7 protein-coding genes are annotated in these 14,632 nt (G+C 68.0%); 3 read left to right on the plus strand and 4 right to left on the minus strand.

Annotated features, from left to right (window positions below):
- Together ABFS34_07650 and ABFS34_07655 are read left to right on the plus strand one after the other, a co-directional pair.
- Nucleotides 1–739, plus strand: a 739-nt coding sequence (locus ABFS34_07650; GenBank protein MEN8375307.1) for a hypothetical protein, incomplete at its 5' end; no start/stop codon positions are given.
- 59 nt (nt 740–798) lie between these two features.
- Nucleotides 799–2,976 (plus strand): FAD-dependent oxidoreductase, encoded by a 2,178-nt coding sequence (locus ABFS34_07655; GenBank protein MEN8375308.1) that lies wholly within the window; start codon nt 799–801, stop codon nt 2,974–2,976.
- A 15-nt stretch (nt 2,977–2,991) separates the two neighbouring features.
- Here ABFS34_07655 and ABFS34_07660 read toward each other — a convergent pair whose 3' ends face one another.
- The 4 genes from ABFS34_07660 to ABFS34_07675 all read right to left on the minus strand — a co-directional run bounded on the left by ABFS34_07660 (nt 2,992) and on the right by ABFS34_07675 (nt 13,882).
- Nucleotides 2,992–6,264 (minus strand): NAD(P)-binding protein, encoded by a 3,273-nt coding sequence (locus tag ABFS34_07660; protein MEN8375309.1) that lies wholly within the window; start codon nt 6,262–6,264, stop codon nt 2,992–2,994.
- A 3-nt stretch (nt 6,265–6,267) separates the two neighbouring features.
- Nucleotides 6,268–10,251, minus strand: coding sequence for an AAA family ATPase (locus tag ABFS34_07665; GenBank protein ID MEN8375310.1), 3,984 nt, complete (start codon nt 10,249–10,251; stop codon nt 6,268–6,270).
- Nucleotides 10,251–11,243 (minus strand): carotenoid biosynthesis protein, encoded by a 993-nt coding sequence (locus ABFS34_07670; GenBank protein ID MEN8375311.1) that lies wholly within the window; start codon nt 11,241–11,243, stop codon nt 10,251–10,253. Before ABFS34_07670 ends, ABFS34_07665 begins: the two co-directional genes overlap by 1 nt.
- Before the next feature lie 173 nt (nt 11,244–11,416).
- Nucleotides 11,417–13,882: a TonB-dependent receptor gene (locus tag ABFS34_07675; GenBank protein ID MEN8375312.1), complete on the minus strand. Its 2,466-nt coding sequence runs from the start codon at nt 13,880–13,882 to the stop codon at nt 11,417–11,419.
- A gap of 351 nt (nt 13,883–14,233) precedes the next feature.
- On the opposite strand from ABFS34_07675, the gene ABFS34_07680 reads away from it, so the two are divergent.
- Complete coding sequence (locus ABFS34_07680; protein ID MEN8375313.1) at nt 14,234–14,629, plus strand: DUF3307 domain-containing protein; 396 nt, start codon at nt 14,234–14,236, stop codon at nt 14,627–14,629.
- Nucleotides 14,630–14,632: the final 3 nt, after the last annotated feature.

The following is a 14,632-nucleotide window of genomic DNA, read 5'->3' on the forward strand; positions in this document are numbered from 1 at the left end:
GCATATCCGGCACACGCTCGAGCGGCTGGAGCGCCGCATCGCGGAGCGGTTTCCGGGGTCGGGGCTGCGTCGCGTCGCGGGGGACCTGCGCGGCATCGCCGAGGAGACCGAGTCGGTGCTTCAGCGCGCGCGCCGGCCCCACTGGCCGATTCGCCTGGCGGTCTACGCGGCGCTGGCAGCGATCGGCGCGCTCGTCGTCGCGCTGGTCATCATCGTGCGGACCCAGCTATCCGTCGAAGTGGCAGGCGTAGGAGACCTTCTCCAGTCGATCGAATCCGCGGCGCAGGATCTGATCTTCTTCGGGCTCGCTGTCTACTTCCTGTTGACCATCGAGACGCGCCACAAGCGCAAGGCGGCCCTGCGCGAGCTACACCGCCTGCGCAGCATCGTCCACATCGTGGACATGCATCAGCTAACGAAGGATCCGGAGCATCTGCTCTCGCCAGAGCAGGTTACGCCGTCCTCTCCCTCTCACCGCCTGGGTCGTTTCAAGCTCGCCCGCTACCTGGACTACTGCACGGAGCTGCTGTCGTTGAGCAGCAAGCTCGCCGCTCTGCACGTGCAGCACGTGAACGACCCGGTCGTGCTGAACGCGGTCAACGACGTGGAGGTGCTCGCCTCGAACCTGTCCAACAAGATCTGGCAGAAGATCGTCATCGTGGACACGGCCGCCGGGCGCGAGGCGGGGTCGCACGCACGTCGCCAATCGGAGGCGCTCACCGATAGTATGGACGCCTAGGCACGATTTCGGGCACGGCCCACGAGGGGTCGCCGTCGAACCAGACGCTGAGGTTTGCCTTGAGCGCCATCCGCCGTTTCGTCCAGTTCCTCGCCGGCCTCGCGGCCGGCATCCTCAGGCTGCTCGGCCTGGTCGGGGATCGCCCCGAGTCCACGCGCCCCCCCGCGGTGCCGCCCGGGCAGAAGGCCAGGGTCGCGGTCCTGGGCGGCGGGTGCGGGTCCATGGCGACGGCGTTCGAGCTGACCGCCACGCCCGAGTTGCGCGAGCGCTTCGACGTAACTGTCTATCAGCAGGGGTGGCGTCTGGGTGGCAAGGGGGCCAGCGGACGGAACGTCACGCCGGGTTACGGGCTGCGCATCCAGGAGCACGGGCTGCATATGTGGATGGGCTTCTACGAGAACGCCTTCAGCACGATCCAGGCCTGCTACGAGGAGTGGGACAAGAGCCCGGACAACCCGTTCCAGACCTGGAAGGATGCCTTCACCGCGCAGAACCTCATCAACCTGATGGAGAAGCGGGAGGTGGACGGGCTCACCACGTGGGAGCCCTGGACGCTGGACTTCACGGGCATCGAGTGCGGGGTGCCGGGCAAGCCGCTAACGGCGATCGAGTTGCTGAAGTGCATGGTTCGCCTGCTCCTGCACCACCACGAGCGACACCCGGTCACGGCTCACGGAACGCGGGGGCATGACGCCCTGTCGCGCATCAAAGAACACCTGGAATCGGCCGGCGCGGACCCCGACCCCGCGGCGCTGAGCGCGGCCGTGGCGGGGCACATCGCCGCCGGACACGAGCACGTGCAAGATTCGACCGCCTCCACCGAGGGTCTGGACCTCAACCTGCGCCGGGTCTGGCTCATGCTGAACCTGGGCTGGGCGATGTTCAAGGGGTTCGTCGAGGATGTGCTTCCCCACGGGGCCGCTGGCTACGCGAAGATCGACGACGTGGACTTCCGCGCGTGGCTGGTGTCGCACGGTGCCCGGCCCGAGTACACCGAGGCGGCACCGATCCGCGCTCTCTACGACCTCGGCTTCGCCTACGAGGACGGCGACATCGAGCGCCCGTCGGCGGCCGCGGGTGTGGTCCTGCGTGTGGTGATCGGCATGGTCTTCGGCAGCCGGGGAGCGCCCCTGTGGCGCATGAACGCCGGCATGGGCGACACCATCTTCACCCCCCTCTACGAAGTGCTCGAGCAACGGGGAGTGAAGTTCGAGTTCTTCCGTCGGGTCACGGACATCGGCCTCGACAAGGATCCCGAGACCGGCGAGAACCGGGTAGCGACCATCGAGGTAGCGCGGCAGGTGGACGTCCTGCCCGGCTACCGCACGCTCATCCCCGTCCGGCACCTGCCATGCTGGCCGTCCGAGCCCGACTGGGAGCACATCGAGGACGGGGCTGCGATCAAGGCGAGGCTCGACGCGCAGGGGCTCACCCTCGAGTCTCACTGGTGCCAGCAGGAGGTCGGCCACGAGACGTTGGAGGTTGGCCACGACTTCGACATCGTCGTATGCGGGATTTCCGTGGCGGCGCTGAGTGACATCACCGGCGATCTGATTACGGCGAGCGACGATTGGAAGAACATGGTCTACGGCGTCCGGACCGTGGCAACGCAGGCGCTGCAGTTGTGGGTGAACGAGGGCCTGGACGGCCTCGGCTGGGACCACGGAGCGGTGGTGTCTACGGCGTTCGCAGAGCCCACGGCGAGCTGGGCGGTGATGAGCCACTTGATCCCTATGGAGGACTGGCCCGAGGGCGACGAGCCGAAGGGAATCCACTACTTCTGCGGCCCTCTCGATCTCGGTACCGCGGTTCCGCCCCCCGGCGCGCACACGTTCCCCCGAGAGATGTTGGATCGGGTCTTTGACGGATCGGCGTCGTGGCTATCGGACAACATCGCGGTGCTGTGGCCGCGCGCCGCGATGGGCAACGGCTTCAACCTGAACTGGAGTGCGCTGTACGACCCGCGGAACGAGGTGACCGAGGATCGCTTCGCGTTCCAGTACTTCCGTGCCAACATCGACCCCACCGAGCGCTACGTGCTGTCGGTGCCGAAGACGACACGGCTGCGACTGCACCCGGGCGACTCCGGCTTCCCCAACCTGTTCCTCGCGGGAGACTGGACGAGGACCCGGCTCAACGCCGGTTCTGTCGAGGCCGCGATCGAGTCGGGCATGCTGGCGGCGCGCGCTATCAGCGGCTACCCGAAGAAAATCCACGGGGTGGGGGAGCTGCTGTAGCCCAGGCGTGGCCGTCTAGGCTCGAGGCGCTCTCCACACCGTCTTCCCCGGGTCCGCGGTGAAGTCCATCTTCACCCACCAGCCGAACTCGGCTGTGAGCTCCGAGCCGGGCAGTCCCAGCGCGCTCACGATCCTGTGGCTCTGCCACTCCGGGATGGTCACCCGGAATTCTCCCGCGAGCGGCCCCGCTCCGCGGAACTCCTTCACCGTGCACGGTCCCTCGATGATCGCCTGGTAGCAGGCCTTGGCGCTGTACTCGGCGTCGCGGAACTGCTTGAGGTTGACGATGCCCACCTGGTGGTGGAGCAGGTCGTCCACGATGCTGCACAGCAGCTTCAAGCCGCTTACGCCCATCTTCTCGAGTTCCTGGCGCGCCTCCCAGAGGTCTCGCACCTCCCGCCAGGCGGCCTTCATGTCGTGCCAGGCCACGTCCAAGGTGCCTCGCTCCCCTTCACGTTCCACCGCGATCAGCACTTCCTGGCGGCCCTCGGTGGTAGTCGCCAGGGGGTCGTAAACGAGGGTCTCGGCCACGAAGCTCATCGGGTCGGAATCCTGCGCGGGCATCGCGACGCTGCCGATCTCCTTGCGGAAGCCCCACACCTCGCGGCCCGTCAGCGTGCCCACGCCGTTGTCCAGGATCAGGTACGGGTTCCACCAGACCAGCCGCGGGTCGCTCCGGTCGGGGCCGGTCGTCCCCAGGAGCGGCACCCAGAGAGCCGCCTCGTGGTCCGGAATCCAGCCGATCGCCTGCGGGATGGAGGTGAGTTTCGCGGCCAGGAACGAGATGAAGACGTGCGATCCCAGCACCTGGTAGTGCACCGCCCCGTCCGCCGGGGCATTGAGGAAATGGTCCACGGTCTTCTGCGTGGCCGCTGGGTCGCTCGATTCCAGCGCGAACATGTAGGTGGTGGCGTCGTACACGAGCCCAGGGACCTGGGCGACCTGCTCGCCGTACTCGTAGGTCGTGACATAGGTGGGCAACCCGCTGCCGCTCACAGCGCTCCCGGGATCGCCCGCCGGTACGCCTCCGCTTCCCTGCATGAAGGTCCCTCCCACGATGGTTTCAGGGTGGCCGCAGATGGCCTTCGAGGCCTCGAGGCCAGCCATGATCGCCGACTCAACTCCGGCGGTGTTGAGGCCGGACCTGGCCCAGTCGCCGCTCAAATACAGGTTGTCGAAGCCTGACTCGTGTGCCCACAGGCGGACACGGGTGCTGCCCCTGACCGAGGTGACGCAGCATTCAGTTGGGTCGACGTTGGCGCGCAGGTACTGCGCGTCGAGCTTGGCGCGTCCGGTGGCGCCCGGGGCGAAGAGGACATCCCAGTCGAACTCGCTGGTGGCGGTGACCGCGTCCGGCCAGATGTCCTTGGCGTTCCTCTCCAGCCACCCGCCCACCAGGTCGCTCACCTGCCGCAGCGCGCGGTCCGGGACCGCGGCGTCCGCCGAAGGTGCTGCGAAGTCCCACGTGTTGAGGGGGCCGCACAGGTAGTGAAGAGACTTCGGGCCTTCGCCCTGCCTCCACTGTTCGTACGCCAACACCTGGCTCATGTCCGCCCATATGTCGATCGGTTCGACGGCTCCCACCGCCGCTGGCTTGGCGTGCGTCCAGCCCAGGCGCTTCAGGGTTCGGGTCATCCAGAGCTGGTTGGCCTCGGTCGGCACCAGTCCGAGCCCGTCCGTCATGGCCGCGAACGCCGGACTGGCGTCCATCAGCTCCTGGCACATCGAGGGGTCCTCGTTCAGCTTCTTGAACACGCCCAGCGAGATCCCCAGCACCACGTCGTCGAAGTCCCGCCCGAGCTCGATCGTCTCGTCGCCCGCCGCCGGCCACTGGTTCCAGCTGGACTCCCAGTTGACCTCGGCGTCCTTCATGGCGGCGCCGTCCACGATCCGGTCCCAGAAGGGCTCGCTGGGCCAGCACGGGATGCCTTGCTCGGAGTAGAAGATCGGGTCGTACGACCCGTCCACATAATCGACCTGACGGTCCATATGAACGCGCTGAATCAGGTTCTTGTCCTCGGACAGCTCCAGGCGCCGCACCTTTCTGAACAACTCGAACTTCACGCCCCGGTCCTTGAGCACGAGGTAGATGGGCGACACGATCACCTCGCCCATGCCCGACTGCATCTCGAACAGGACCGCCTCCTTGTAGGTCGCGGCGGTGCGGATCATCACCCTCAGCGCCGTTCCCGCCGCGAAGTTGGCGACCATCGTGTCCTTGGTCTTTTCGTAGGCGAACGCCAGGTCGTACAGAGCGCGCAGCGCCGGCTGCCGGGCGGCGGTGATGCCCGGCTTGACCATGACCTCTCCCACTACCTCGGGCGCGCCGTTCTCGACCAGCCACTCGAGCAACTCGTAGCCGTCGATTCGGTTCAGGTCCCAGTCCTTCAGGATGCCGTATTTCGGGTTGGTGATGCCCCGGAAGACGGCCGCCGCTATCTCCATCATCTCCCACAGCAGGTGCAGCGGAGAGGCGGGCCGGGGGTGATCGTCCACGTGCTGACGCAGCGCACCCGTCGCCGCATCGAGCAGATGCGAAACGCCCTGCAGGTGTTCGTGTGGGTGCATCGTGTGGTCGCCCTCGAAGGAGCGCAGCCAGTGGTGCGCCCTCTTGAGAGCCGTATGCGGGTGGACGCGGTCGAAGCGCGCGTGCCGCTCTCGCTTGCGCACGGACTGGTGCTCCTCGCGGGTCGGCTGCCACCTCTCCATCGCCTCCCGGTAGCGCCGCCCCACCTCCGGATCGATGTCGATGGGGTCGTGGCGGAGCTTTCCCCCGAACCACTTGAGGCACGCCTTCGCCTCCTCCTCCAGCACCATCTTGAACAGGTGCTCCAGAAGTGAGACGGCCTCGGTGATGGCTCCCCACGGGGACAGGAACACCCCGCCCTCGCCCGGCACGTCGGCGTTGGTCGGCCACTCGTAGTCCCAGAACGTCGACCCGTCGCCCAGCCCGATGGGCGTGAAGGACTGGGCCTTCAACGCATCCCGCCAACTCTGAAAGGGGCTGTCGGACGCCAGGCCGCGCGCGCGCATTTCGTCGTATGCTTCGCGGAGCACGGCGAAGGCGTTCTCGTAGAACCCGAGCCAGACGTGCAGGCCGTGCTCCTCCACCCTCAGGCCCCCGTCCTCCCGGCGGCGACCGGTCGCGCCCTTGCCTCCCAGACGCCACCCCAGCGAGTACACGGTTACGTCGTATGCCTCCCGGAGCTCAGGAGTGGCCGTGAGGGCCCAGGCCGTGGACAATGATCCGACCCCGCCCCCCAGAATCGCAACGCGCTGCTTGGCCATGAATCACCGCTCCTTTGGAGGACGCTCCGGCGGCGATGCCGTTCGCTCCAGCAACGCCTGATCGTACGTGAGGCCCAGGGCCTGGGCTGCCTCGGCGCCCTCGCGCCACAGCGACACGGCCCGGTCGGGCCGGCCGCGCAGCGCCTCCAGCCGGCCCTGGTAGTAGCGCGCAGTGGGCACGCAGATGGGGAACATCTTCCCGTGCGCGCGCAGCAGGCGGGAGAGAGCGCGCGCGCTTGCGGAGGCGTCGCCGTCCCAGGCGAAGGGGGTCGCTCCCGCCCGGTCGTCGCCCGCCTCGGCCAGCGCGAAGAACACGTCGGCGGCTCCGGCGATACTCCACAGCGGATAGTAGACCGCCGGCGGCTCGCCGCCCAGCCACTCCAGCGTGCGGATGGCCGCGTCAAGGGCGCGTTCGCTGTCGCCGCGCTCCAGATAGGCCCTGGCCAGGATGCCGCTGCAGGTCAGCAAGTCTGTCTTGCTCTGGTCCTCCGCATGCAGAAGCCGCTCCACCTCGCTGATCGCGTAGTCGGTGGCGGCGCCCGCGTTCAGTTGGGCCGCGAGCTGGCCTACCCGCGCCCAGGTCTGGGCCTGGGGTGCGCCGTGGCGGGCGGATCGCGCGGCCTCCTCGTAGACCTCCTGCGCCCGTTCGAAGTCTCCGCGCAGCAAGAAGCCGTAGCCGTAGGTGGCCTTGCACGTTTCCCAGCGGAACCTGTCGCCTAGAGCGGCGAACATCTCCGTACTCCGCTCGGCCGACGCCCCTGCGCCGTCCCAGTCCCCGCGGGTGATCGCCCGGATGAGAGCGAGCAGGTGGCCGCGCCCGATGATCGATGGGCGCCCAGACGCCTCGGCGACCTCCAGCGCGCGCCTCATGTACCGGCTCGCCAGCCCGCTCATGCCGCCCAGGTCTGCCACTATGGCTATGGAGCCGAAGCCGTTCACCTGCTCCGCCACAGCGCCGCAATCTTCGGCCATGTTGAGCGCTGCCAGCGTGGCGTGGAGGAGGCGAAGCTTGTCGTTGTCGAAATACGCCACCTCCGCGACGCGCTTGTAGACCATGGCGCCGTGGGCCCGTCGCTGGCGGATCCTCTTGCCGCCCACGCGCACGAATGGCAGCAGTCGGTGGGTCGCTTGCACTCCGACGTGAAACAGCAGACTCGCGCCGAGCGATACGCCTGAGCGGTGCACTCTCAAGCCGTAGTGGGCCAGCGAGCGCTCCAGGTGGCCTCGGGCCCTATGGAACTGCGACAGGCGGATGCGCGCCTCCGCCAAGCCGCGCTCCCACTCCGCGCGTCTCGTGCGCTCTACGTCGAGTGATCCGCCCGCCTCGAGCTCGACCGCGCGAGACAGGAAGCGCACCGCCTCGCGATTGGAGAACGCCTCGACGGCCTCTACGCCGGCGGCCTCCAGGTAGCCGAGGGCGCGGTCCCGTACCTCCGCGCGGTCCCAATGGTGCGCCAGCAGCGGCGCGCGCCCGCGCTCGACCAGGCCGCCGTGGTGCTCGTACCACTCGGCTACGGCGCGGTGCAGTTGTCGGCGCTGGGAGAACAGCAGCGCGCCGTACACCACGTCTTCAATGATCGCGTGCCGGAACTCGAACGCCCCGCCGCCGTCCGCGGCGTCGTCGAGCGGCGCGATGAGGTCTCTGTCCGCCAGCAGCGCCAGCCCTTCGTCCAGGCGCGCGCGCGCTTCGCGGACGGGATAGACATCGCGCAGCATCGGCACGGTGAACGCGCGGCCGATGACGCTGGCCGTCTTGAGGATGAGCTGAAGGTGAGCGTCCAATCCGTCAACGCGCGTGAGCACGATCTCCTGCACGCTGGCTGGGGCCTCGATGTCCTCCAGGTGTCCCGATTCGGTGTGGACGCGGCATCCATCGCCCGAGATCTCGAGCAAGCCCCGATCGCGCAGTGCTCGCACCAGCTCCGTGGAATGGAACGGGTGGCATTCGGCCTGGCGGAGGACGTAATCGACCAGCTCCTGTGGGACGCGCTTCACGCCCAGCGCGAGCGCGACCAGAGCTTGGACATCCGATTCGCCCAGAGGCCGCAGGCGCAGCCGTTCGACGCCCGCCTGATTGGCGAACGCTGCGAGCTCCGGCGGCAGCGGGCCGGTCGGCGGTCGCATGCTGATCACGATCTGCAGGTTCGACACACGACGCGCCACCGCGTCGATCAACGCGTTGGACGGCGAGTCGAACCAGTGCGCGTCTTCCAGCAGGAGGATCGTCGGCTCCTGCTGGGTCGCCCACTCGAGCAGGCGGATGACGAGCTCCTGGACGCCCGCCGCCCGCGTCTCACCCGTCATTTCCCGGCTGGTATCGTTCTCCGGCAGCCCGACCGGTACGATGGCGGACAGCAACGGCGCCCACCTGTTCAGCCTTGCGTCTTCCCCAAGCGCCTGCCGGAGAGCGGCCGGCCGGTTCGCCACGTCGCTGGGCAGCAGGCCCTCCAGAACCGACCGCCAGCCGAAGTAGAGGGTGCTGCTGCGCAGAGAATCACCGCCCCCTGCGAGCACCCTCACGCCGCGCTCATCTGCGTCGTGCACGAAGGCGCCCAGCAGCGTCGACTTCCCCAGTCCGGCCTCTCCCTCGACGATGAGCGTCCCGCCCTCACGCCTCTCGGCCGAATCCAGGACGGAGCCGAGTCGGCGCAACTCGGCCGTGCGTCCCACGATCTGGTCGGTGGCCCTCACCGGCGCCCGCGTCGCCAGAGTGGTCGGCCGGTACGCGACTACATCCGTCTCGAATCCCTTGAGCGAGAGCGTAGTCGAAGCTTCGAAGGCGACCTGTCCGCCGGCAGCGTCGTGAGTTGCCGCGTCGCACAGGATGCTCCCCTCGGCCGCTTTCATGAGCCGCGCCGAAAGGTTTATCGGTGGGCCGACGATGGCGTAATGGCGCCGCTCGACGCCCCCGTAGGCTCCGCAGAAGACCGTCCCGGTGGTGACCCCGATCGGGGAGGCCAGATCTTTGGCGGCCAGCGCTTGGTGGATCTCCAGCGCCGCGCCGATGGCCCGGGTCGCCGCGTCCTGAACAGCCAGCGGAGGAAGCCCGAAAGCGGCGATCAGAGCCGTGCCCTTGTCGTCCGAGGCGAGGCTGTAGATGCTCCCTCCGAAGCGCTCCAGCGCGCTCTGGATCGACCGTACGGCAGAGTGGAGGCGTTCAAAATCGCCCACGTCCTTCGCCTCGCCGATTCCCACGAATAGAAGGGAGAGCCGCCGGAACTCGCCGAGCCAATCGTCCTGGCCGGCCTCCAGCCGGTGCGCCACCGCTCTCGGGATCTGCGCACGGAGGACGTCCAGCGCCGGTACCGCCGGCTGTATCGGGACCACGACTGGAACCGCTCCCTGCGCCCCCTCGAATCTGAGGAGTCCACCCGCGAGAGGTTCGCCGGCTGCCGTCCCGATCAGAGCGGCCGCGCGCGCGGACAGCAGGACCTGACCGGGGGTGCCCGCCGCGTCCACCTGCGCCAGCTGGGCGATGGCCTCTCCTTGCGCCAAAAAAAGCCAGTGCCCCTCCACGCCGCCCACTCGCAACGTACTCAGCTGCCCAGCCCCCACCGAAGCTCGCAGGCGCAGCGTGACTTCCGGGTCCGGCTCGAGGCCGTCCAGCGTCGCGAGGATCTCCTTGCCACAGGACGCTGCGAGCAGCACGGCTTCCTTGAGCGCCTCGGCGCCCTCCATGCACTGCCATGCAGCGAGCACCGCGTCGCCGGCGAACAACACCACGTCGCCTCCGGCTCGCTCGATCACCCCGACCATGCGGCCGAAAGTCTGGTCCAGGACCTGGGACAGGCGCTCGGCGCCCGCGGAGCCCGTCGCCGCGAGGCGTCGCGTCAACGGGGTGAAGCCGGCCAGATCGGCGAACAGCACCGCGGCCACGCCGTCGATCCGCTCGGGGTCGCGCGGTGAATCCGTCCACCCTGCGACCCGCTCTCTCTCGTAGCGCGGAAGGAACGCCGCCAGCCGGCGTTCGAGGGAAGTCCCCGACATCACCCGGGCGGCCCGTCCGGTTCCGGTGGCCGACCGTGATTGGGAGCGTCGTCGTGGTGCACGGCGAAGGTGGCGGTGAAGATCGTGATCGATGCGATCGCCGCCGTGATGCCCATGGCGAAGGGGGATATCAGGTGCACGTCCTGGATGCGCGGCGAACCTAGCACGGCGTCGATCAGAGCCATCGCCATGTACGCGGACACCGGCATGATCGCGGTGAGGCGGGCAAGTCCCAGCGGCTTCCAATGCAAGTCGCGGCGGTGAACCGGTATGCGTCGCTCGAGGAACCTATACACCAGGAACACGACGAAGCTGGTCACCATCCAGCCCTGGTAATTCTGCCAAGGCACCCCGAAGTGGGTGCTGGTCGTCGGCGGCAGACGCGTCGCGACGGCGCACTCGGTTGGCTCGGCCACGGCCACCAGCCATCGCCACGCGGGAATCGAGGTGGTCGCACCCGCGGCCGCCGCGTCCGTCGTCCCCGGTATGGCCTCGAAGCTCATGATCGGGTCCATGGTGATGTCCCACGCCGTCATCACCGCCGCGCTCAGAAGCGCCATCCAGACCACCCAACTGACGCGCGAGCTCGGGTTGCTCACCGCCCTGCCCTCGGCCACGAGATTCGCTATCACGTAGCTCGGGTAGAACATCATGTACCAGGCGAACGGAATCAGGTACGGTATGCGTCCACCGATCTTGGGTCCGAACAGAGACGTGTAGCAGTATGGGCCGAACAGCCAGCCGTTGCTCTGGCCGACCCACTCGGCCGAGAGAGAAAGGAGCGTGGCGCAGGCGATCAACACGGAGGCGCGCCTCCACCCGAGCATGTACCAGGAGTGCACGAAGGCCAGCGAAGCAGCAACGGGCACCAAGATGGGCCAAGGAATCCGGTCTATGTCCGAGAAATGGGCGTGCCCGTGCAGCGCGATGAAGAAGAGGAAGAGTGCGGCTGCGAGGCCGAAGAGCAGCCAGTCCTTGGTGGTCTGTGACAACGTGGCCCCTCTAGAGGACTGTAACAGGTGAGTACTTGGCATTCGAGGGGCGATGCATCCCGCCCGGGGTCGTTGGGACTCCTCGCAATAGCCCTGCTATTACTCGTCCTCCCGCCTCCCCGGATCGGGCGCCTCGCCCCTCTCGATGCTCAACTATCACCTGTTACAGTCCTCTAGAACGTGAAAGTGACCGAGCCGAGCACCCTGCGTCGTATCAACGTTCCGCCGAACAGCTGATAGCGCTCCTGATCGAACACGTTGGTGGCGACCGAACGGATCGTGACCCTGTCATTCACGACGTAGCCGGCGGAGAGATCCACGGTCTGGCTCGCCGGAACCGGTCCCGCGAAGATCCCCGACGCCCAGTCGTAGGCGCTCACGAAACGCGCGTCCGCGCGCAGGCTCAAGCCGGTCTCGCCCCGGTAGCCGAGCGATAGCTTCACCTTGTGCTCGGGAGTGTTGGGCAGCACCTGGTCGCCCGGCACGACCTCCGACGAGTCGACGTCGAACTCGAACAGCGAATAGTTGGCCTCGAGTTGGACGACATCCGAGAGCTGTGCCGTCGTAGCCAGCTCGACCCCCCACTCGTCCACCACTCCGGCGTTGCCGAGCGAGAACACCAGCGCCGTCTGGCCGTTCGGCAGCCTGGTAAGGCCCGCCGCGGAGACCGGATCCACCGCGGCCAGCCCGCCAAGAGCGGCCTGCTGCACGGCGTCTCGAGCGGCCGGGTCGATCCGGGCATCGGCGGTCCACGAGGGGAAAGCAGGGTTTACGCCAGGGAGCAGGTCGGTGACGAAGTTGCTGAGGCGTGAGAAGTAGGTGTCGACCGAAAACGACACGCGTTCGCCGACCTGGCGCCGGTAGCCGAGCTCGACCGACGTGACCCGCTCGGTCTCCAACTCCGGGTTGCCGATGGCGAGAACGGGCACCGCGCCCGAGCTGGAGAACAGCTCGCCGTCGGGCACGGCCAGCAGCGCGTCGCCGAGCGGGGACGCGCGTAGTCCCGCCTCCAGCGCCGTGAAATCCGCCGGCGGGCCGACAGGGAAATTCACGAATAGCTCCAGGGTATTGGGTACCTGGAAGGCTCGGTTCACCGAAAGCCGGATCGCCTGTTCGAAGGTGGGCTGATACACGAGCGCAGCCTTGGGCGAGAACTGGGCGTCGAAGATGTCGCCCTGATCGAAGCGAGCCGCCGCGACGAACCGAAGCTCCGGCACCAGGAAGTAGTCCATCTGTCCGTAGAGCGAACCGTACAGGTCGTGGCGCGCGTCGTCCGCCGCCAGTATCAACGTCTCGCGCGTGTCGATGAAGCTGTTGCGCAGGGAACCGCCCAGGACGATGCGGCCGCGGCCCTCCCACAGCAGGCGGTTGTGCTGCAGCTCACCCTGCACCACGTGCGACCGGTCGTCGATCGGCGTGTTGGTGGCCAGCGACCAGCCAGGGTCGGAGGCGACGCGGCCGGAGTACCAGAAGGACGCGTTCCACCCGGCGTTGCCCCAGGCGACCCGCGCCCAGGGCCTGTAAGCCCGGTCTCGCTGGATGCGGCCGCCGCCCGTCACGACGATCTCGTTCTGCACCTCCGCACCACCCGCTTCCACCGTGAGCTCGGACCCGTCAGCGCCGTAACGGTCCAGGCGCGCCGTGGCGTATAGGGCGGAGAGCCGATCGGGGGATCCCGTTGCGCTGGTGCCAATCTGACCGTCGGTGACCTGGCCTGCGACCGGCCGCAGCTCGAAACCGGGAGCGGGGGCGGTGAACGACTCTTCCGTCGCGTCCGCGTATTCGCGATCCAGGTCGCCTACACCGGTCCGCGAACGATTCCAGGTGTCGCTGCTGGAGTAGCCGACATTCACGCGGTAGGCCCAGGAGCCATCGCCCAGGAGGCCGCTGCGGCGCAAGTCCCCGCGGGCGGTGCCTAGCGAACCGCCGCCGACGCTGATCTTGGTGCCGACAGTCTCGCGCGCCCTCGGGGTGCGGATGTCCAGGACTCCGGAGAACGCGTTCGCGCCGTAGAGCGCCGAGCCGGGTCCCCTCACCATTTCGATCCGCGCTACGTCCTCCAGCGGCATGGAAAACGCGGACCACTCCTGCGAGCCGACGAAGGCTAGCGACACGTCTCGCCCGTCTTGGAGCACCAACACGCGCCGATTGAGCGAAGTGTTGAAGCCGCGCGCGTTGACGTTGAAGTCGGTGACGTCGTTTTGCACCACGTCGACGCCTGGGTGTTGTGCCAGCGCAAGCGGCAGTTGGCCCGTGACCGAAAGTCGGCGGGCGTCCTCTGGCTCAACGACCGAGACCGCGGCCGGCGCCTCGACGATGCGCTCCGCCCTTCGGGAAGCGGCCCGAACCGACACCTCATCGATGGCGACGGGCTGGACCTCCAGGATGATCTCGACGCGCTGGTCCCCGGCTGTGGCAACGATTTCCACGAGGCGCGTCCGGTACCCGAGCCGAGACGCGGACAGGCGCTGTGGGCCGAGCGGCACTCCCGTGATTATGAAGAAGCCGTCCGCGTCGGCCACCACTCCAGCGGCGCGGCCGACCAGGCCCACCGAGGCGTACGGGATGCCGGCGGCGCCCGCGCTCAGCACCCGGCCGCGCAGATCCGTGGTCGCCTGCGCCTCACCGGCGCTGGGCATCACGATACCGCCCAGGATCGTAGCCCATACGAAAAAGCCCGGGCGGCTGAGAACTCCCGGGCGGGAAGCGGAGCGTCGTCGCCAAGTACTCACTGTATTCCCTCGAGAGTGCGGCTACCGTCGCGGGTGGCAAGCAGCAATAGGGGGGGATCGTGTGGGTGCGGCAACCCCACGCTCCCGGGCGAGGAACCGCGCTCCGGCCTGGCGTGGCGCCGATCCCGCCGGTTAGTCTCCAATCGGTATGGCCCGGGCCGGGCCGGGCCGACCACGCGGTCGGCCGTTGCTGACGCACCGCCAAGACACAGGAGCATCGAGCATGAGCCATCGCGGGCGCTGGTCTCCGCCCGAAGGGTGCCACCGCTGAGCGAGCAGGCGGTGTGGCTTCTGTTGGCACTGCTGTTCGCTCACTGGCTCGGCGATTTCACACCGCTGGCCACCGCGCGCATGCAGAAGGCCAAGGTCGCCGGTGGCCCGGTGGGGCCCATCCTGGCTCACGCGGGCGTACACGCGTTGCTGGTGTGCGTGGTCATTTTTCTGCTGCGTCCACCGCGGTGGCTGGAGGCGTTCGCCTTGGCCGGCGCGTTGGAGTTCGCGACTCATTTCGGCCTCGACGCCGTCAGGGCGAAGCTGACCGCCGGCGTGCCAGCGCTCGCCGACCCCACGCACAAGGCCTTCTGGTCCCTGCTCGGCTTCGACCAGTTCCTCCATGCCGCGGTTCTCGTGGCCATCGCTTGGATCGTCCTGTGAACA

It is taken from the genome of Gemmatimonadota bacterium (assembly GCA_039715185.1).
GTDB lineage: Bacteria > Gemmatimonadota > Gemmatimonadetes > Longimicrobiales > RSA9 > DATHRK01.

What these genes read in the sequence shown, in the direction of transcription:
- ABFS34_07675 (MEN8375312.1), bottom strand. Translation starts at nt 13,882, where the DNA reads ATGCCCAGCGCCGGTGAGGCGCAGGCGACCACGGATCTGCGCGGCCGG.
- ABFS34_07660 (MEN8375309.1), bottom strand. Translation starts at nt 6,264, where the DNA reads ATGGCCAAGCAGCGCGTTGCGATTCTGGGGGGCGGGGTCGGATCATTG.
- ABFS34_07665 (MEN8375310.1), bottom strand. Translation starts at nt 10,251, where the DNA reads ATGTCGGGGACTTCCCTCGAACGCCGGCTGGCGGCGTTCCTTCCGCGC.